At 46.6% G+C, this 21,239-nt stretch carries 15 protein-coding genes; 7 read left to right on the forward strand and 8 right to left on the reverse strand.

The window, feature by feature from the left end:
• Positions 1 to 50 precede the first annotated feature (50 nt).
• Positions 51 to 914 carry an AraC family transcriptional regulator gene (locus VOA_RS09185; protein WP_000741227.1) on the reverse strand — a complete coding sequence of 288 codons (864 nt, stop codon included), beginning with the start codon at positions 912 to 914 and terminating at the stop codon, positions 51 to 53.
• 393 nt (positions 915 to 1,307) lie between these two features.
• Between VOA_RS09185 and VOA_RS09180 the strand changes: the two genes are divergently transcribed.
• The 3 genes from VOA_RS09180 (at position 1,308) to VOA_RS09170 (ending at position 5,424) form a co-directional block, all read left to right on the forward strand.
• Positions 1,308 to 2,414 carry a PEGA domain-containing protein gene (locus tag VOA_RS09180; RefSeq protein ID WP_000596053.1) on the forward strand — a complete coding sequence of 369 codons (1,107 nt, stop codon included), beginning with the start codon at positions 1,308 to 1,310 and terminating at the stop codon, positions 2,412 to 2,414.
• Positions 2,415 to 2,573: 159 nt separating this feature from the next.
• Positions 2,574 to 4,391: an SUMF1/EgtB/PvdO family nonheme iron enzyme gene (locus VOA_RS09175; protein WP_032468233.1), complete on the forward strand. Its 1,818-nt coding sequence runs from the start codon at positions 2,574 to 2,576 to the stop codon at positions 4,389 to 4,391.
• A 100-nt stretch (positions 4,392 to 4,491) separates the two neighbouring features.
• The gene (locus tag VOA_RS09170; protein WP_198006577.1) at positions 4,492 to 5,424 is read left to right on the forward strand and encodes a helix-turn-helix transcriptional regulator; all 933 of its coding nucleotides are present in this window, start codon (positions 4,492 to 4,494) and stop codon (positions 5,422 to 5,424) included.
• Positions 5,425 to 5,503: 79 nt separating this feature from the next.
• Here VOA_RS09170 and pdxH read toward each other — a convergent pair whose 3' ends face one another.
• On the reverse strand, positions 5,504 to 6,139 hold the full coding sequence (pdxH, locus tag VOA_RS09165; protein ID WP_000365914.1) for a pyridoxamine 5'-phosphate oxidase: 636 nt from the start codon (positions 6,137 to 6,139) through the stop codon (positions 5,504 to 5,506).
• Positions 6,140 to 6,420: 281 nt separating this feature from the next.
• Between pdxH and VOA_RS09160 the strand changes: the two genes are divergently transcribed.
• Genes VOA_RS09160 through VOA_RS09145 form a run of 4 tightly spaced genes read left to right on the forward strand, consistent with a single transcriptional unit; the run spans position 6,421 to position 12,532 of the window.
• Complete coding sequence (locus tag VOA_RS09160; RefSeq protein WP_000071259.1) at positions 6,421 to 7,812, forward strand: HlyD family type I secretion periplasmic adaptor subunit; 1,392 nt, start codon at positions 6,421 to 6,423, stop codon at positions 7,810 to 7,812.
• 8 nt (positions 7,813 to 7,820) lie between these two features.
• Positions 7,821 to 8,483 (forward strand): transglutaminase-like cysteine peptidase, encoded by a 663-nt coding sequence (locus VOA_RS09155; RefSeq protein ID WP_009355928.1) that lies wholly within the window; start codon positions 7,821 to 7,823, stop codon positions 8,481 to 8,483.
• Between the two features lie 9 nt (positions 8,484 to 8,492).
• Entirely contained in the window at positions 8,493 to 10,403 is a 1,911-nt protein-coding gene (locus VOA_RS09150; RefSeq protein ID WP_000177433.1) for a bifunctional diguanylate cyclase/phosphodiesterase, read from the forward strand.
• A gap of 14 nt (positions 10,404 to 10,417) precedes the next feature.
• A complete protein-coding gene (locus VOA_RS09145; RefSeq protein ID WP_001154362.1) occupies positions 10,418 to 12,532 on the forward strand; it encodes a type I secretion system permease/ATPase in 2,115 nt (704 codons plus the stop codon).
• An 89-nt stretch (positions 12,533 to 12,621) separates the two neighbouring features.
• On the opposite strand, the gene VOA_RS09140 is transcribed toward VOA_RS09145, so the two are convergent.
• The 6 genes from VOA_RS09140 to VOA_RS09120 form a co-directional block, all read right to left on the reverse strand.
• The gene (locus tag VOA_RS09140; protein ID WP_000265350.1) at positions 12,622 to 14,292 is read right to left on the reverse strand and encodes a DUF342 domain-containing protein; all 1,671 of its coding nucleotides are present in this window, start codon (positions 14,290 to 14,292) and stop codon (positions 12,622 to 12,624) included.
• 153 nt (positions 14,293 to 14,445) lie between these two features.
• Complete coding sequence (locus tag VOA_RS09135) at positions 14,446 to 15,204, reverse strand: DeoR/GlpR family DNA-binding transcription regulator (protein ID WP_001149043.1); 759 nt, start codon at positions 15,202 to 15,204, stop codon at positions 14,446 to 14,448.
• 3 nt (positions 15,205 to 15,207) lie between these two features.
• Complete coding sequence (locus VOA_RS19145; protein WP_000653472.1) at positions 15,208 to 17,700, reverse strand: aminopeptidase; 2,493 nt, start codon at positions 17,698 to 17,700, stop codon at positions 15,208 to 15,210.
• Positions 17,700 to 18,710 (reverse strand): ABC transporter permease, encoded by a 1,011-nt coding sequence (locus VOA_RS09130; RefSeq protein WP_000467911.1) that lies wholly within the window; start codon positions 18,708 to 18,710, stop codon positions 17,700 to 17,702. Before VOA_RS09130 ends, VOA_RS19145 begins: the two co-directional genes overlap by 1 nt.
• Positions 18,710 to 19,735: an ABC transporter permease gene (locus VOA_RS09125; protein ID WP_000643159.1), complete on the reverse strand. Its 1,026-nt coding sequence runs from the start codon at positions 19,733 to 19,735 to the stop codon at positions 18,710 to 18,712. Before VOA_RS09125 ends, VOA_RS09130 begins: the two co-directional genes overlap by 1 nt.
• The gene (locus tag VOA_RS09120; protein ID WP_001161772.1) at positions 19,732 to 21,237 is read right to left on the reverse strand and encodes a sugar ABC transporter ATP-binding protein; all 1,506 of its coding nucleotides are present in this window, start codon (positions 21,235 to 21,237) and stop codon (positions 19,732 to 19,734) included. Before VOA_RS09120 ends, VOA_RS09125 begins: the two co-directional genes overlap by 4 nt.
• Positions 21,238 to 21,239 lie beyond the last annotated feature (2 nt).

A 21,239-nucleotide genomic window follows, 5' to 3' on the forward strand; every position in this document is an offset into this window, starting at 1 on the left:
AGTCTTAGCAAGCGAACTCAATAAATGAGAAATTCAAGGATCACTCAAAATTAGGGCGAAGAAGAAATGCGCCGCTTATAGTGTGAAGGCGAAATGCCATGCAGTCGTGAGAAAGTATGAGCGAAAGTGCTTTGATTGGAGAACCCCGTCAGCTCCGCAATCTGGCCCAAATTGAGTCGCCCTTGTTCAATCAGCTTTTTCGCCATATCGACGCGCTTATTCAATACATATTGATGTGGCGTGAGCCCCATCTGTTCTTTAAACAGCGCGTGGAATTGGCTTTCGCTTAAAAACACGCTGCCCGCCAGCTGCGCAACGGAAATACGATGCGCCAAGTGCTGCTCGATATAACGATCCACCACTTCCATATCAAAACGGGATTCTTTGTGGGCACTGGCAAGCGCGCTGATGTGGCGCTGCAAAAGCGCAACGACCGTATCGTTACAAGCTCGACCAAGCAGCAGATCGTCAGGACTGGCTTGCATCTCTTGTACCAGCATTTGAATCAAACGTTGGATCTGACCATCCAGTTGAAAATAAACGTCACCAACCGCGAGTTCATTGAGTTTGCGCAGCAGTAGCGGATCATCGTCACTCGGCATAGGCATATTTAACACCAGAATATCCGATTGTCCGACTACTCCACCAAACGCGTGATCTGAGCCAGAAGTCACGACACACCCCTGCCATGGGCCAACAATATTGCCGATGCCACGCACTTCAAATTCCGCTTGGCCTTTTAAACCAATCACAATTTGCGTGTAACTATGATCATGGCAAGCCATGTGCGAAGGTAGAGTGATCAGCTCTGCCGGCTTAGGCGACAAAACTTTGGCTATTTGGGAACCTTTGGCTACATCAAAAGCAGACGATTGAGCCATGTCGACCTCACAAGGTGGTGTTTGCGCGGCCATGGTATACCAAATCGTCTCAAAACGAAATCACTCCCATTTAGCGAATGTTAATAACCAATTACACACATATTGGTGCAAAAACTTGGCTGCAATTGGGTTAGATTCTCATCTCGGAACAATGATCAAGTGCACATAAATTACGGTCAATGTGTACTCAATATAAAAAACGTTAAAGTAGATCGGAAAACTCAGCTTGCATATTTCTCGAATCTGCTCACAATGAAAATGCTTAGATCTAAAGTTCAAAAAATCAGTCACCTAAGTGTTCAGATTTGTGATGATTTCTGACTAAGCGGAACAAAGTTTGCATTAATAATTCAGCTATCTACAAAGCTGTCAAAAGTTTGTCTTTCCCACTTTTTGTGGCTAAACGTAAATGTGTTGCAGGGACCTATGATTAAACGTCGCATCCCAGCGCTATTGCTTGCGCTATCCCCGTTATGGATATCTGCATCGGTGTTCGCAGAGGAGGTCACACAAGCTGACCCCGTTGTGACTATCGATGAGAAGATGAATACCAAACAGAACGAAATCAACGCTATTCTCACCGACTACGAGGTGGAAAGCGGTAAACTCCAACAACTCAAGAATGAGCAAAACCGACTACAACGTGAAAGTGAAGAGTTAGATGCCAAGCGTAATCGTGCTAAGTCAGAGTTGGACAAACAGTATACTCGTCTTCTTGAAGATCCTGACACTGACCTAGTTACTTTCCAAAAGCGTTACCAAGAGGCGTGGAATGCGCTGAAGGGTAATCAATCACTCAAGTTAGAGAATGAGCAAGCGGTAACAGAAATTGAAATGCGTCTATCGCAGATCAAACAAAAGCAAGCTCGTTTGAACACTGAGATGACCAATTTGGAAGAAGCCAGAATTGATGCTCGGGTGAAACGCTTAGCGGCTGAACTACGCGAAAGTGATGTACTTGAAACCAGTTTCAAAACGACCTGTTCAACGACAATGACTTTAGGTGAATGTGCTAACCAAGGTCAATATCTTACCAAGCAAAAAGCGGTGAAAGCGTTTCGAGAAAAGCTGATCAATGAGTTAACCGAATCTGCGATTGCCAAACAAAACTTGAAAGGGGTTGAGCTCAATATCCACGTTCAAGAGAGCCAGATGCTCCGTTCTGGTTTTGAAGGTAACAACGAATACTTCACTCAAGTACAAGCTCAGTTACAAGCCAAACCAGAAGCAGTGGCAGCTTGTAAACTCTTGAATGTAGAGACTCGTTACTGCTTGAAAGGTGAGGCGGAGCAGCCAGCACCGAAAAAACAAGATAAGCAATGGGCTAATGTCACAGTACGTTCTGATCAATACAATGATTCAGTGACCATTAATGGCATCAACTATGGTAGTACTCCGATTGAACTGGTGTTACCCGCAGGTCGTCATCAAGTGACCGTATCGAAAGAAGGGTATGAAACCTACAATCGTGTGATTACCGTCAACGGTCACGATACGGTATGGGTAAAACTCAGACCAAGCAAAGACAGTTAACGGCGCAAAAATTCAACGATTTTTTGTTGGAATTCACAAAGCTGTAGATAAAACGCCATTTTGTCACTAAGTTATTGAAAGATGACTTCTGACGGAATGGCGTTTTCGTTTAGAATGCTCATAACTTAGACTTAATTTCCTAACTTGAAGTAGACCACCATGCGACAAGGGATTCCCGCTTTATTAATAGCACTTTCACCTTGCTTGATGGCAGCACCAGTGCTAGCAGAAGAAATTGCTTCTTCTGTTCTTGCCATTGACGATGCGCTGTTTGGCAAACATACCGAGCTGAAAAACGCTACGGATGCGGCCAAGCTTCAGAAAGCGGCTGTTGATAACCAACAGTCCGAGTTAAATCGTTTAACTCAGCAAGCAAAAGCTTTGGATACTGCGCTGAAAAATGCCAAAACCAATCTTGAGCGTGATTATCAAAAGATGATTGATGAGCCGGATCTGGATATTCAGCCCACACAGAATGCTTATCAAGCTGCATGGGCTGAAGTGAAACAGAACCAAGTCGCTCGTTTGGATGCCGAACAAAAGCTGCAAGAGATGCAAACGGTTTTAGCTCAGTACCAAGCTCAGCAGCAGACCATAGAGCAGAGCATAACTTTACTCCAACAAGATAAGATGCGTGCTCGGGTGGACAGATTGCGCGAGGAGTTGCAACGCTCTGGCGAACAAAAAGTGAGTTTCACCAATGTGTGTAACGCGGATATGACTTTTGCTCAATGTAGCAAACAGACCAACGATCTGGCTTTGCAAAAAGCAGTTAACCAGTTCCAAGTCTGGTTGATCAATGAAAGCAGCGAGTCGAATGCGATCAAACCACAGCTTAACAATGTCTCCTTGAACATCCATGTACTAAAACATGCGATTGTGGATTCTGGTTTCTATGATGGCATGCGTTTTAGAAGCGTTGTCAATGCTCAACTTGAAGCTCGTCCTGCGGAAAATGCACCTTGTAAGCTGCTTAACATCGACTCACAGTACTGTTTTGCGCCAGGTGAAGGTCAAATAGATCAACAGCAGCAAGAGATCGCTTGGATTAGTCTATCACTGCGTTCGAATCAACACGGTGATCGCGTAACGGTTGATGGAGTTAACTACGGCAGCACTCCCGTTGAAGTCATGCTCCCCGTGGGTAAACACTTAGTGCAGATAGAAAAAGAGGGATTTCGCCCATTCCAGCAAGAAGTGAATATCACGTCAGATCAGACGTTACGTGTCAATTTACACGAAAAAGCCAACCCACTTCGTGCTGGGCAAAAATTTGCTGATTCGGTGAAAGGCAAAGTAAATGCACCAGAAGTCATTACGATTTTGCCAGGGGAATATCTATTAAGTGAAAATGCTTCACAGCAGTATAACCTTGATCATGCTTTCGCACTGAGCGCAACGCCAGTAACCGTTGAGCAATTCGAAAAATTCATCAATCTTTCAAACTACCAAACCGATGCTGAGCTGAAAAAGCTGTGTATTTCGGTCAATGAATCCGAAGTGGCACCTGTTTCCGACAGTTATTGGCGCAACCCAGGATTTAAACAAGGTAAAGATTCACCGGTCGTTTGTGTAAGCCAAAATGATGCTAAAGCTTATGCGCGTTGGCTTTCAAAACAAACAGGTTTCAAATACCGTTTACCAACGAAAGAAGAGTGGGAAATTGCCGCGCGTGCAGGCAGTAAGACCGACTATTGGTGGGGAAGCAAATTTGGAGCAGGTAAAGCCAACACCGGTTGGGGCGGTACGACTTGGTCAAACAAGAGCACTTCTCCAGTCAAAGCTTTTACTCCAAATGCCCTCGGTTTCTATGACATGGTGGGTAACGTTTGGGAATGGACTGGTGACTCACGCGGTTTAGCCAAAGGTGGGGCTTGGAGCTTCTCCCCTGAAATGGCAAAAGCTCATAGCGAAATGTTTGTCGGACCAACCACTGCGGCTAACTATGTCGGTTTTCGAGTGTTGCGAGAATTATAATTTTCACTTGAAAAATCATACAGAAAGGGGGGGATTTCCCCCCTTTTTCGTTTGTATCCCATTCGGTAAAGTAGCTAACAAGACATGAGTTGCATGACTGATGTCTGGTATCAACATGATACCTCCGTGTTTTTGGCAGACCCTCGCTGAATCCATGGAACCTCTTCTACACGTCGACAAGATATGTTTCTTGTATTTATGCCAGCCCGTCTTCAGGCTGGCTTTTTTTCATTCAAACAGTCGTAAAGTCGATAAGTTTAGCTTACAAGATGCAATGCCCTTGGTATCATATTTCCGCATTCTCAGCGGAGGATATGGCGTGCCTAACCATCTGACATCAGAGCAAATTTCATTATTTAAACAACTGCCCGGCTATTGGGGATGTAAAGACCTCAATTCCGTATTTGTGTATGCCAATCAAGCCTATGGTCAACTGATCGGAGTCGATAGTGAAGAAGAGTGTATCGGCCGTACCGATTTTGAAATGCCAAGCCCAACGGCTGCTTGTGCTGCCGATTTTCAGCAACAGGATCGATATGTGATTGAAACGGGGCATTCCGTTAAAGTATTAGACATACACCCCTACCCTGATGGTCACTGGCATGCTCACATTTTTACCAAAACCCCTTGGCGGGACAGGCAAGGTAATATTCAAGGTACCATTTTCTTCGGACAAGACTTAACCGATACCGCCATCCTAGAAGTCGGACATTGGGTATGCCGTGCAACAGGGCTCTCCAATACCACCCCCTTTAAGTCGGCCGCTGATCGCGCGGCATTAAAACTTACGGCACGTGAATCAGAAGTGCTGTTTCTACTGCTGTATGGCAAAAAACCACAGCACATTGCACGAGTGATGGGAATTTCAATAAAAACGGTTGAGGGATATGAAGCAAAGCTGCGCAGTAAGTTTGGCGCGTTGAGTAAAGATCAATTGATTGATTTAGCGCTTGACCACGGTTTTGGTTCGGTCATACCCAAAACCTTACTCAAGAAACAGCTTTCAGTCGTGTTAAGCGATCACGTGACTTAAATCTGAGGGCGTTATCGACACTTAAAGTGCAGCAAGCACTCCTTGCTGCAGCTTTAGTTTAGAAGATCAATCTCTTAACTTATGGAGCCAGACGATCTACTAGCCAAGTGTTTCCTTCGCGAGAATAAAGGAAGCGATCATGCAGTCGGTGTTCACCACCTTGCCAAAACTCGATGCTTTCCGGCTTGATACGATACCCCCCCCAAAAACTCGGTACTGGGATTTCGCCATTCGCAAACTTCTGTTTCAGCTCAAGATACTTTCCTTCCAACACACCACGAGCCGAAATTCGGCTACTCTGGTGACTGGCAATAGCCGCAATTTGGCTCTCTTTAGGACGAGACATGAAATATTTCATGTTTTCCATCGCGGTGAGCTTTTCTGCCACACCAGTAATGTGCACTTGGCGCTCAAGTGGATGCCAAGGGAAATGCAGGCTAATTTTGTTGTTATGAGCAATATGCTGCGCTTTACGGCTACCTAGGTTGGTGTAAAACACAAACCCTGCATCATCGACATTTTTCAGTAATACAATTCTTTGAAAAGGCTGCCCATTTTCATCAACTGTCGCTACCGTCATCGCGGTCGGATCAGACAAATTGGCATCAATCGCCTGCTGTAGCCACAAATTAAACTGATCAATAGGGTTGGCCTGTAAGTCTTTTCTTCTTAGGCCTCCGTGAATGTACTCGCGGCGAATATCGGAAAGATCCATTTCTGCTCCTCACTTATTTTTGACCGATTGTGCGCCTATCGCGCTGATAACTCAAGCAAGCTAGGGAATGTTCAGCCAGACAAAATAAGATCACAATTTCTAAAAAATGCGTAATTTATTAAATTGCTGAATAGGCCTTTCGCCCTAGATAGCATATCCTTAACAATTATTGGCTCGCATAATAAAATCAACCGACTAAAAACCCCAAACGACTTGGAATGCTAAGTTAACACCGTAGCAACTTCAAAGAGAATGGGGATGGTGTTAAACAGGAATTACACATGAGCAATCGCAGTTATAACAAGCTCACCGCCGAAGAATTGGACTATGTGGACGATAAAACCGCCGCTTTGTTACTGAATACCCCTCATAGCGCACGCATTATTCTCTGGGCTATGGTGCTATTTTTCGTTTTGGCCATTGCTTGGGCATCTTGGGCAGAAATAGATAAAGTCACGGTCGGACAAGGTAAAGTAGTCCCTTCCTCTCAAGTGCAAGTGATCCAAAACCTCGAAGGTGGGCTAGTAAAACAGATTTTGGTGCGCGAAGGTGAACAAGTTCAAAAAGGTCAACAGTTGATCCTGATTGACGATACCCGCTTTCGCTCCGATTTTCGTGAACGTGAACAGCAAGTGGCGAACTTAACAGCCAACGTACTGCAGCTTTCTGCCTCAATCTCTAGCGTCATTATCGATGAAAATTTTGATGAGAAGAATTGGACGAACAGCGTACGTTTGGATTACAGCAAGCTTGCGTTTCCTCCCGTATTGAGTGACTCACAACCGGAATTGGTTGAGCGACAACGTGACCAATATCGACAAGATTTGGACAACCTACGCAACCAGTTATCGGTTCTTTCCCAACAAATCAAACAGAAGCAACAAGATCGAGTTGAAGCGGAAGCTAGGGTGATTAACCTACGCCAAAGCTATGATTTTGCGAAAAAAGAGTTAGATATCACGGAGCCTCTCGCGAATGAAGGTGTCGTCCCGAAAATTGAACTGCTTAAATTACAACGTCAACTTAACGATACTCGTCGAGAATTAACTTCAACAGAGCTAAAAATTCCGGTACTTAAAGCCGCCGTGCGTGAAGCGATGCTCAGCCGAATTAACGCCGCGCAAAAGTTTCGTACCGAGCAGCAAGATAAGCTAAACCAAGCACAAGACAAACTCTCAGCCATGACCGAATCTGCGGTTGGCTTAGAAGACAAAGTAAATCGAACTGTCGTGGTTTCACCGGTTACAGGCACAGTAAAAACCCTCTATGTGAATACGGTGGGGGGGGTTATTCAACCTGGGATGAACATCATCGAAATCGTTCCAACCGAGGACACGTTACTGGTGGAGGCACAAATTGCTCCACAAGATATTGCTTTCCTACGCCCAGACTTACCCGCGATTGTCAAATTCACAGCTTATGATTTCACACGCTATGGCGGCTTAGAAGGAACTCTAGAACACATCAGCGCAGATACCACTCAAGATGAAGAAGGAAACAGCTTTTATCTCGTTAGGGTACGAACCAAAGAGACAACGTTAGGCCATGACAAGAACTTGCCGATCATTCCAGGGATGACGACATCTGTCGATATCATCACCGGCAAAAGAACCGTGTTGGACTACCTGCTGAAACCCATCTTGAGTGCGCAAAGTAATGCGCTCAGGGAATGATCCTGATTATGAAACGTTGGATCGTTCTCTCACTGGCGATTTGTGCCTCCTCTCTTTCACTGGCGCTCAATACCAAGGAGCAACAGTGGGTGAATGCGGTAAAGGCAACCTATGGCCCGCGAGCAGGCAAACGCGTAGAGACTTGGCGGCTTAAGATGGCGCAGCTGGCTTCCGTATCTGAGAAAGTGAAGCTACAAGAAGTGAATGCGTTTTTTAACCAGCTCAATTTCGTCAATGATATCTATCTTTGGGGTTCCAACGATTATTGGGCCACCCCATTAGAGTTTCTTGGTAGTAATGCGGGAGACTGTGAAGATTTCACAATTGCGAAGTATTTCTCGCTGTTAGAGCTGGGTGTATCAGATAAAAAACTCCGTCTCGTGTATGTTAAAGCAATTGAATTAAACCAATTTCATATGGTCTTGGCGTATTACTCCACCCCGAGTTCCGAGCCAGTGATTTTGGATAACATCAATCCACAAATTAAACCCGCATCAACACGCAAAGACTTACTACCCATCTACAGCTTTAACGGTAAGAATTTGTGGCTAATGAAATCCAATAACGGACAATTGGCAGGGGACTCTTCGAGATTGAGTTTGTGGAACGATTTAAGAGCCAGAGAGCGCTCTCTAAAATTAAATAAACCTCTAGTTAGCTATGATGAGTAGGCAAGCACTATGACGCTATACAAACAACTGGTCGCAGGGATGATTGCGGTGTTTATTTTGTTGTTGGGTTCGGTTTTTACCATCCAATTCAACACCACTCGCGACAGTCTTGAGCAACAACAACGCTCTGAGGTCAATAACACCATCAATACGGTGGGATTGGCTTTAGCGCCCTATTTGGAAAAAAAGGATAACGTCGCGGTAGAATCTGTGATCAACGCTCTGTTTGATGGCAGCAGCTACTCGGTTGTTCGTTTGATTTTCCTTGATGACGGTACCGAAATTCTTCGCTCCTACCCTATTCAACCCAATGATGTCCCAAAATGGTTTACCCAATTGAACCTCTTTGAACCGATTCATGACCGACGAGTTGTCACCAGTGGTTGGATGCAATTAGCCGAAGTTGAAATCGTTAGCCACCCAGGGCCTGCCTACGCCCAACTATGGGAAGCGTTGATTCGTCTCAGTAGTGCTTTCGTAGCCATTTTAGTGATTGGTATGTTTGCCGTTGCCTTTATTCTGAAACGCTCACTCAAGCCATTGCAGTTGATCGTTAATAAAATGGAGCAAGTCGCGAACAATCAATTTGGTGAACCACTGCCCCGCCCCAACACTCAGGATTTGATCTATGTGGTGGATGGCATCAACAAAATGTCTGAGCAGGTAGAAAAAGCATTTAAAGCTCAGGCGAAAGAAGCACAACAGCTGCGTGAAAGAGCCTACCTTGACCCTGTTTCTCATCTGGGTAATCGAGCGTATTACATGAGTCAATTGAGTGGCTGGCTTTCAGAAAGTGGCATTGGCGGTGTAGCCATTCTACAAGCAGAATTCATTAAAGAACTGTACGAAGATAAAGGCTATGAAGCGGGTGATGGCATGGTCCGCGAGCTTGCTGAACGCCTGAAAAACTCGATTACCACAAAAGATATTTCGATTGCGCGTATCTCCACTTATGAGTTTGGCATCATCATGCCAAACACCGATGAAAGCGAACTCAAAATCGTTGCTGATAGCATTATAACGTGTGTGGAAGACATCAACCCTGACCCGACTGGTATGGCGAAAGCCAACCTATCACTGGGTGTGGTGAGCAATAAACGCCAATCCACGACAACACAACTGCTTTCGATATTAGATAATGCTGTCGCCAAAGCCAAAGCCAATCCAGAGCTCAACTACGGCTTTATCAGCAGTGATACTGATAAAGTGATTTTAGGTAAGCAGCAGTGGAAAACCTTGGTTGAAGAAGCTATGCATAACGATTGGTTCACTTTCCGCTTCCAAGCAGCCAATAGCAGTTGGGGAAAAACCTTCCACCGCGAAGTTTTCTCCGCGTTTGAAAAAGACGGTGTTCGCTATAGCGCAAACCAATTCTTGTTTGCTCTTGAACAGCTCAATGCGAGTCATCTCTTTGATCAGTATGTGATTGAGCAAGTGATCGGTCTACTTGAAAGTGGTGCGCAAACGGAACCACTGGCGATCAACATTACCCAAAACAGCATTTCTCAACCTAGCTTTATCCGTTGGATCAGCCAAACCTTAAGTAAGCACCTCTCCGTCGCCCATCTGCTGCATTTTGAAATTCCAGAAGGCTGCTTTGTCAACGAACCCCATTTCACCGCGCTTTTTTGTAACGCTGTGCGTAATGCGGGGGCGGATTTTGGCGTGGACAACTATGGACGTAACTTCCAATCCCTCGATTACATTAACGAGTTCCGTCCTAAGTACGTGAAATTGGATTATCTGTTCACCCATAACTTGGATGATGAACGCCAGAAGTTTACTCTGACCTCTATCTCGCGTACGGCACACAACTTGGGAATTACGACCATCGCCTCACGAGTTGAAACACAGACTCAGCTCGATTTTCTCTCTGAACATTTTATTGAAGTTTTCCAAGGCTTCATTGTTGATAAGTAACCAAGGCCACAGGCATGCAAGATACATTACTTAATTCGCTGGTGTACGTAAGCCGTTATTACGGCTTAGCGAATTCTCCTGAAGCTCTGATCAGCGGTTTACCTTTAGCTGATGGCAAGCTGACGCCTTTTCTTTTTCCTCGTTCAGCAGAAAGAGCTGGACTAGTAGCCAAAGAAAACCGCGCACCATTAGACAAAATCCCTCATTTGGTCTTTCCGGTGGTATTGCTACTCAAAGGGGGGGAAGCCTGCGTACTCAACAGCATTAATGCAGAGTCCAAAGAAGCAGAAATTGTCACGGCAGAATCGGGAATGGTACCTGTTGCCTACCCACTCGATGATTTGGAAGCACTGTACATTGGCCGTTACTTTATGGTCAAAAAACAGTTTCGCTTCGATGAACGCTCACCTGAAGTGCTTAAGCCAAAAGATGGCCACTGGTTTTGGGGCACTATTTTTAAATCTAAACACATTTATCGAGATGTCTTGATTGCTTCACTTTTGATCAACATGTTTGCCATTGCCGCACCGATGTTTTCGCGAATTGTGTATGACAAAGTCGTGCCTAACCTCGCGTTTGAAACCTTATGGGTGCTTTCAAGCGGTATCTTGGTGATCTTTTTGTTCGACTTCATGTTCAAAATGCTGCGCAACTACTTTATCGATGTGGCAGGCAAAAAATCGGACATCCTGATCTCTTCAAAACTGTTTAGCAAAGTCATGGGCATTCGGATGGAAGCTCGCCCACCTTCTGTGGGTGCTTTTGCACGTCACTTACAAGAATTTGAATCCATTCGCGAATTTTTCACTTCCGCTACCATCTCTGCGCTGATTGATCTGCCATTTGCCCTGCTATTTTTAGTGTTGATCTGGTTAATGGCTGGGCATCTAGTTTGGGTTCCCATTATCGGCGTGCTGATCTTAGTGATCTATTCAGTCATGATCCAAGGCCGACTCAGACGTGCCATCGAAGAAGGTTCAAGGCTTGCCTCTCAGAAATACGCGAATTTGATCGAAAGCTTATATGGCTTAGAAACCGTCAAGCTATTTGGTGCCCAAGGGCAGTTCCAATATCGTTGGGAAGAAGCGGTAGCCCATATGGCTAACTGGAACATCACCAGCCGCCGAATTACCGATAGCATTCAAAATACCGCAGGATTCGTTCAACAAGCGGCCAACATCGGCATGATCATCGTCGGTGTGTATTTGATTTCGAATGGGGATTTGACCATGGGGGGATTGATTGCTGCCACCATGCTCAGTGGCCGCGCGATTGGACCTTTAGTACAACTCTCCCTGCTCTCCACACGTTATAACCAAGCGAAGTCCTCTATGACCATCATAGAGCAAGTGATGTCGATGCCCGATGAGCAGGAAGAAGGCAAGCGCTATATCCACCGCCCTATTATTCAAGGCAAAATTGAACTGGATCGCGTGACCTTCCACTACCCTAATTCTCCAATCGCCTCGGTTCGTGACCTCAGCCTGACGATTAACCCTGGGGAAAAAGTGGCAATCATCGGTCGGATCGGCTCAGGGAAAACCACGTTAGAACGCCTGATCATGGGGCTTTATAAGCCCACGGAAGGCTACGTGCGCATTGACGATACGGACATCTCACAACTACACCATATTGATATTCGCCGCAACATAGGCTGTGTGCCACAAGACAGTGTGCTATTTTACGGCTCGATTCGTGACAACATTACACTGGGCCGACCACTGGCCGATGATCGTGAAGTGATGGATGCCGCTAACCGAGCAGGAGTGACCGCTTTTACTCAGCAAGATCCAGCCGGATTGGAACGTCAGGTCGGTGAAGGCGGCATGCTGCTCTCTGGTGGTCAGCGCCAGTCGGTTAGTATTGCGCGCGCTCTATTAGGACGTCCTCCCGTATTGTTGATGGATGAACCAACCAGCGCGATGGATAACCGCTCAGAAATGCACATTAAACAGCAATTGAGCCAACTCAAACCTAGCGAAACGCTGATTTTAATCACCCACAAGACCTCTATGTTGGATGTGGTGGATCGCGTCATTGTGATGGAAAAAGGCTGCGTCATTGCAGATGGTCCGAAACACGAAGTGTTAAACGACCTCCGTCAGGGGAATGTACGCGCTGTGCAATAGCACTGCGGCCAAACTGCGGCCAAAAAGCTGATAGCGATAAAACAAAGGGAACCTAGGGTTCCCTTTGTTGATCTGGTTAAACCACGAGATCAAATCCCAATATCTTCGGCTTCCAACATTGAGGATAATTGAATCTCATATTGGTTGAAGGCAAAAATGGAAGCCCCGTGAGCACGCTTAGTGAGTACCCGTTCATCACCAAATTGAATCGTGACATGGGTAAACACTTTGTTCTTCGCTTCCACCGTATTTTCCGCTAATTGCACTTCAAACTCTTCACTTAGCATATCGAGCGCTAATTTGATTTTCTCCATCTGCTCATTGGCTTCAACTTTAGCTTTATCGATCGCTTGGGATTCTTCTTCGTTTCGCTCAGCTTTGGGGCGTTTTTTAAATTCAATTTCGCGCCGGATCAGTTCCATCATCGTATCCTGCGCTTGCTTGTAGAGATCTTTATGTTTATTGATCCGCTCTTTGTAACTTTGGTAGCGCGCAAAGGCCTCAACGTGTGTCGCAGTATCACCTTCTACACCGAGATTAAAGCAGATAATTTTTCCCCCGACTTTGGCCGTGCCAGCACTGAGCGTACCTTGAGTCTGCTTACTATCAAGCACCAAGAGATCATTCCCACAACGGATTGCATTTCCCATGCTATGTACCGCAAGGTAAATGGAATCCGCCGCTTGTAGTTCAGCATTCTGAGCGTAGTTTGCACGAATATTGCCCCCCGACTTCACCACACAACCCAATTCTTCATTATCAGAAACGGTGTAGCCGATGATCCCTTTACCTACCTCGATATCACCCTGCGCTTGTACGTTTGCCGATTCAATAAACCCCCCAACGGTAATCGACCCCGTAGCGCGCACAATCATCCCTGGTTCTATATCTCCCGCGATCACAACATTTCCTTTAAAACGAATGTGCCCTGTTGCCACACTGACATGGTTCAAACAAAGCGCACTATCGACTTCAATAGTGTTCTTTTTTATCAGAGGCATACCCGCCTGAGAGGCGAGCAATAAATTGGGATCATTCGGAGAGATATGTGTGCCTTTGCCCGCTACGAGAGCAGATTCTTTACCTGGTTTAGGCGGAATGGGTTTACCTTGCACGGTATAGCCCATTTCGCCTTTGGTCGCGGGGATACGACGCATCACGGGATCATTTTCGCCGACCGTGATGGTTTCTCCTAGATTGCGCATATCAAGTTTGTTCTCGCCCACTTTTTTTTGCGGGCGCAACACGCGTTTGGATACATCGTCAACCAAGGGTACAAAATGGGTGTCTTTCCCTTGGATCGGATCTTTACCTCGCGCTACAGGCTGAGTGAACACTTCGCCCGGTTTTAACTGATTGCTCACCAGTAGCACTTTTTTTAACGCCAACTTGTTGATGCCTTTTAGCACACTCGCTTGCGCTAAAGCATGAACCAGTTCATTACCACGTAAACCTCGGCCACCGTATGCCCCAGTCACAATCATACTGGCGAGCATTTCTTTCTCGCCTAGCTCAATGGTCACTGTTGCATTACGCACTTCAGCAATGGGGACGCCGTCAAAGGCTGCACGTTTACCTTCTTTCACACTATTGATAAAACGGGTGACATTCTCTTCCAAGATGAACAGTTTTGCGGCTCCAATTTGTGCCAACACCGCAGGCAGTTCACTGTGATTCAGCTCTTTTGGGGCGGTTTTTGCTCCCAATTTCGCGATCACTTGCTGCCTATCTGACGTGAATTCGAGTATTTCTTTCCACATAACGCTTCAACTTTTACGGTACAGAATATCCATGAATTCAGTGTATAAGAAGAAAGCGAATTGCTGAATGTTGTGGCCTGCAAATTCAGGCTTATGTCACTCTGTGAGTATGGAATTTGTCGATACACTCTGCGGTTTGAGGAAAAAAAGCACTCAGATCATCTGGATACCACGCGCTAGGTATTGATTTTTTAAGCGGCTATCAAGCTCACTGTTGGTGATAAGGTATGAAATTACCGATAGCGCTGCGACAGCGTAAGGTTCTATCCGTTCAAATTTGCTGTCATCTGCCAACATGTATACAGCCTGACACTGTTGGATCACGTTCTTTTTCACCCCAACCTCAAACATGGAAGAGTTGGTAATGCCAGCATCGAGTGAAATGGCATCGCAAGACATAAATGCCTTCGGGGCAGAGAACTGGCGTAGCGACTCTACCGCCATGCTGTCACCGATCGAAAAGAAGCCGTTGCGCACTTTCCCCCCCACCACATAAACCTCTACTTTCGAGGTGCCCGCCAACAAGTGAGCGATATTTAAGTCCGTTGTGATAACGGTTACTTCCATTTCTTTCAAATACTTAGCCAGTTCATAACAGGTTGAACCGGAATCAAGAAACAGGCAATCATTGGGTTCAATCTGCAAGATTGCTTTGGCCGCGATCTCCTGCTTCGCGGTCGTTTGTAACTGCTGTTTAATGTCGAATTCAAATTCCAAATCGGTTTTTTGCTGATTAAATCGAATACCGCCATGAGTTCTGTGAATAGACGGGTGCGATTGGACTAATTTGAGAAAATCTCGCCGCACGGTTGGCGCGGAAAAGCCAAAGAGTTCAATGGCTTGATTGGTGAGAATTTCTCCGTGCTGCCAAACGTAACGCAGGATTTGTTGCCGCCGCTGAGTTGCCTGCATAGATCACCCCTTTAACTGGTGAAGTTGGTGCATAAAGGGTTTGGTATGCGTATAAAGATCTCGGTATAGCGCATATAACGGGTCGTAGATTTTCGTCAGATCCTGCGGTGTGTAGTGCTGTGCGTGAGTCACCCACGTACTCACCGCTTCATCTAATGAAGCAAATTGACCTGCCGCTTTTGCCGCCATCAAGCAGTCTCCGTAACACGCGCCGAAATCCACTTGTGGTACTTGCTGCTCTTTCTGTGCAATATCACTCACCGCCTGCATTAAATAAGGATTGTGCGTTCCTCCTCCCACCCCATAGAGTTTCGCAATGGTGAACCCTTCCTGATCTAATGCATCCAAATTGTGCCTCAAACTCATCGCAATCCCTTCTAACACTGAGCGATAAACATCGGCATGGGTATGATGAAGCGATAGCCCCATCAACATTCCTTGTGCTCGGTTATCCAATACTGGCGTTCGCTCACCTGAAAAGTATGGTAGGCAAATAAGCCCGTTCGCTCCCGGTGCCGACATCGAGAACTCTTGCATTAAAACGGCATATGGATTTTGCTGAGTGTCAACGCCAATACGACAAGCCTCCGTACCAAATTGTTTTAGATACCATGTAATCAAGCTGCCGCAGGTCGCCGTCCCGCCTGAAATCACATAGGTTTCTGGCTCCAAAAAGTGGTTTCCCCAAAAAACGGGCGAGTGCGGTAAGCGCTCGGTTCGGCTAATGAAAAAGGTAGAACTGCCATACATCATCATGGTGTCACCAACCGCTTTCACCCCAGCGGCCAATGCTTCAGAGGCGGCATCCGCGCAACCAGGTAATACTGGCGTACCTTCTTTTAAGCCGGTTAACTGAGCCGCTTGCGCGGTGATCTGCCCTGCAAACTCACTCGCCCAAAGCAAGTGAGGTAGCGCTTTATCTCCAATTAAATCACGGCGAAATTGTGCCGACCACGCGCGGTTTTGTACGTCATACAGACCGGGGTAACCAATTGCATCGTAGTAATTGAGGCAATACTGCCCCGTTAATTGATAAGTTAGATAGCCAGAAGCTGAGAAGAGAAAGTGTGCCTTTTGCCACACCTTCGGTAAGTGCTCTTGAATCCAACGCAGCTTCGGTGTGACCGATTGTGCGGAGAGTGTTACACCACTGAGTTGATAAATCGCCGCTTGACCAAACTGCAGCTCAATACTGTGCTGCTGCTCGACCGCACGGGTATCTATGCCATACAAAATCGCGGGGTGTAAGGGCTCGCCTTGCTCATCCGCGCACAGGATGCAGGGAGACATCGCACTATGACCTACTGCTTTGATTTGCGCAGGTGCGATGCCTGATTTGCGCAGTAAGGCTTGGCAAATCTCAACAAACTCCCCCCACCAAACCTGCTTCGCATCGTGCTCTGCCCATCCATCGTGTGGGATGCTCAGTGAGTGGGCAATGTCATGGGAAACGACCACGTTGCCATCCAAATACACTTCTCCCTCTTCTCGAGTATCTTTAATGATATCCCAGTGAATCGAGGACATATTGGTTCCGCCGCATTGCGGATAGGCTCGGCCAAGGGCGATATGTAAGCTGCCACCAATTTTTTCATCGATCAAAATGTCATTGGTAAAAAACTTCATTTCTGGATTAAGTCCGAAAGCAAATTCCCCAATCAACCCTGCACCTTCATCGGTGGCAAGGATCTTCTGCAAATAATCAAGGTTCGATGTGGCATCCGCTTTTACCAACTTGCCATCAGCCCATTCGAGGTAGATGTTTTCAATCAGCTGTCCACCTAACACGCCCGGAGTTTCAAACGACATATAGCCGTTGATGGTTTCGGTAAGTGGAGCAGTAGCAATTTCACCATCCGGCATATTGGCTCGTCCATCAAACACCACCCATTTGCGTCCCTTGGTTGAGAAGCTCAAATCCGTTCCTTTCGCAACGATACGAATTTCGCTACCTTGCTCTAGCTGATCACACAACCACTGCCAATGTGCAGTATAGCTATCCCAATCGAGCAAACAGGCGTTAAAAAACTGTTCCGTTAACGTTTCTTCATCCATCTTGGCTTGATGCGCCATATTCAGGTTAGGAATACGTAGCAAGCACCAGCGAGTTTTCATCCAACGATCGGTTGAGATGATCCCCTGCGTTTTCTGGCTAATCGCTTTATGTTCTGGAGCTATATCCCAATGCATATAGAGGTTTGAAGCACCTCGTAGAGCGATATACACATCCGCCCATTCCATGCCGTAGCGCTCAATTTCAGGGATCCACGCCATCTGCTCAGACGAGCCGTATTTCATCAAATCATGGCGCATCTCTTCACTAAGAAATTGCACTTGCACATTGCCACCCACTTTCACAATTTCGCGATTCAGCGCTTTTGCAAAAGGGATGCTGCACTCTTCCATTGCCGCAATCATCACTTTCTCACCCGGTTGAATGGCCAGAGAATGGTGAACCAGTAATGTTGCTAATTCATTGATTCTTTTATCTTTCATTATTTTCGTCCTTGTCGTTGAAAAAAGTGCATCACACTGATCACAAAGAGCAATAACAGCCCCCAAATCACGTCTTTAAGAAAATTACTGCCACTGGTTTTGTACAGCATCATGTTCAAGCCTGTGGAGAAAAGTTGCAGCAGTGCTATGGCCAGTATCACCCCTGAAATTTTGCCTTTTCCTCCCAATACGGAGATCCCACCGAGGGCCACAATCAAAATGGTACTCAGGATGTAAGACGAACCATAATCAGGGTTGGCAGAATTCGTGCGAGATAAGATGACTAAACCGGCAATCGCTGCTATGACGCCAATAAGCGTGTGGGTTTTAAAATAGACCCAACGAATATCAATACCGCTGTACAGTGAAGCCTTTGGGTTACTGCCTACACAATACATCTCTGTGCCAAAGATGGTTTTCTCCAAAATTAGCCATAAGACAAAGCCAAACAGTAAGAAAATCAACAGCGGCACCGGTACCCCCAAAAGAGTGCCATTACCGAGTACAGCAAACCCTTCGGGCATTGCTGAGATGGCGGAACCGCCGGTAAAACCAATCGCGAATCCACCATAGAGCGTCATTGTGGCTAGCGTGGCTAAGATCGCCGGAACGGAGAAAAATCCAATCAGTAATCCGTTGATTGCACCACACACGACCCCAACTACAATCGCAATCATGGCGGCGATGCCGAAGTCGAGTAACCCAAACGCAGCGGCATCCACACTTTTCAAGTAACTGGCCACCGCGATAGCGGAGAGATTGGCAATCGCAAGAATCGAGAGATCAATCCCTGCCAATAGAATGGCTAAGGTCATGGCAAGGGTAAGCAAACCCAGCTCCGCGCTTTGAAATGCCATAGACTGGAAGTTGGTGACGGATAGAAATTGGCTACCTTGCACCGCCAGTAACACCACCAACACAATGGCAATCGCGATAGCAAGAATGCGCACATGCAGGCGTTCTTGAGGGCGACTCAGCATGCCGTGATCTGATAAAAATCGTCCAAACATTATCTTTCCTCCATGTGCAAAGTCAGTGATGCTTTTTTCGCATCCGCTTTCACCGCACGGTTTCGTTTGTAGCGTTCGTGGAGTATTGGGCCAGTCACCCCGATCAACAGGAGCACACCCACCATAAACTTCTGCCATTCAGAAGGGATACCAATCAAAATTAAGCTGTTTTTCATCAGCGTGATCAGTAAAACCCCGAGTAATGTTCCCAATACGGTTCCGCGCCCACCCATGATTGAAGTACCTCCGAGAACAACCGCTGCAATGACGTCTAACTCTTCACCCAGAAAGGTAATTGGGGATGACATTCGATACAGACCGCTAAAAGCCACCGCCGCAATCGCGGATAATGCTCCGACAGCGGAGAACACCATGATTTGCAGCCCACGCATAGAGATGCCTGCTCGTTCACATACGCTGTAGTTGCCGCCGGCTGCATACAAAAAGCGCCCGCGTAAAGTGTAAGTGAGAAAGAAGAAGCACAGCGCCGCTAGAGTTAACCAGATCAGCACAACGGGATGCAGCGAGGTGGTACCCGCAAGCGATTCTGCAGAGACGACTGCCGCATTAGAGAATTTCCGTAACGCAGCGGGAAGAGAGAAGATCACGGTACTGCCAAAAGCAAACAGCAACGTACCGTAAATCACACTGGAAGTGCCCAACGTCACAATCATAGCTGGCGCGCGCAGCTTGTGTACCAACAGCCCATTGAGCATGCCGAGCAAAATGCCGATCGCGACAGCAAAGATCCCCACTAAAGATGACCAACCCATCGATTTAAAAAGCAAAATCGCTACATAGCTCGAAAAAGCCCCCACCGCAGGGAATGAGAGATCGACGCCCCCCGTCAAGATCACAAGCAGCACTCCCAAGGCCAAAATGCCGTGAATGGAGGCACCTTTCAAAAGGTCAAATAGGGTCGAGAAGGTAAAAAAAGCTCCCGGATTAATCATTGCAACCATAGCGCTGTACAGCACAATGGCCGACAGAATGATGAACTCATGTGATTTTAAAAATGCTTTCATGCTTCTTCTCCATCAAAAGCAAGCTGACGGATAACCCACTGTTCATCCACATCATCAATCGATACGACTTCCGATGAGTGGCCTTTGGTCATGACCATCACGGCATTGGAAACTTGCAGCAGCTCAGGAATATCATCCGTAATCACGATGACACTCAGCCCTTGTTCGGCCAATTGATGAATCTTATCGATGATTTCCATTTTGGCGCGAATATCGACTCCCACCGTTGGGCCGACCAGAATCAAAATGCGGGGGTTAAAAGCCAACCATTTGGCTAACACCACTTTTTGCTGATTACCGCCAGAGAGTGAACTGACGGGCAGTTGGCAATCTGTCGTTTTGACTTTTAATGTCGCAACCCACTCTTGCGCTTTCTGTTTCAGAGCCCCCCAATTCAGTAACTTCTGATCTGATTCAAAGTCCTGCAAAACTCGGCACATCATGTTGAAACCAATCGAACTATCGATGAATAAGCCTTCAGATAGGCGATCTTCCGGTACTAACGCGATACGGTGCTGCAAAGCCTCTGCCACGCTTCGAATGCTAACCGGCAGGCCTTCGATGCGGAGTGTTCCCGCACTGGCAGGAGTAATTCCCATTAGGGCTCGAGCCAATTCAGCACGCCCAGATCCAAGCAAGCCCGTGATACCCAACACCTGCCCAGGATAGAGATCAAAGCTAGCATCCACTAAAGCTGGGGGCAGCGATAAACCTTGCACTGAGAGTGCTGGCACACCGGTTTTTGGTTTCGCTTGCGCTTTGGTCTCTTCGAGGCGAACACCGGACATGGCTTCTACAATGGCTTGACGATCCAATTCATCGATCGATTTTTCCATAATCAATTCGCCGTTACGCAGAACAACAACTCGATCCGATACCGTTAACACCTCTTCCATTTTGTGGCTCACAAACACGGTAGAAATACCTTGGGCTTTCAACTCATCGATGATCCACAAAAGGTTTTTCACTTCTTTTTTGGTCAGTGCTGTAGTGGGTTCATCCATGATGATCAATGACGTGTTTTTGAGCAGAGCTTTGGCTATCGCAATCAATTGACGATCCGCTGCGGAAAGGTTACCCGCTAACTCATCAAGTGGGATTTCCACCCCGATCCGCTCTAACGCTTGTTTGGCAATCTGTTCCGTTTGTTTCCAATCCATCCGCCAATCACCGGATGCCACATGAGCATTAAACGCGAGGTTTTCTGCCACGGTGAGATTAGGAAAAAGGGAGAAATCTTGGTAAATCACTTGGATACCTGCGCTGATCGCTTCTTTAGGGGATAACGCGGGGTAATCATGCCCCGCGATCAGAATTTCCCCCTCATCACACGGTTGAACTCCCGCGATGATTTTGATGATGGTGGACTTCCCTGAACCATTTTCCCCGACCAGAGTCAGACGCTCACTTGGATAAATACTGAATGAGACGTCATTTAAGGCCCGCACACCGGCAAAGCTTTTACTGACATTTTTCACTTGAACGAGTGGTAGGCCTTGCATTG

It is taken from the genome of Vibrio sp. RC586 (genome assembly GCF_000176715.1).
Lineage (GTDB): Bacteria > Pseudomonadota > Gammaproteobacteria > Enterobacterales > Vibrionaceae > Vibrio.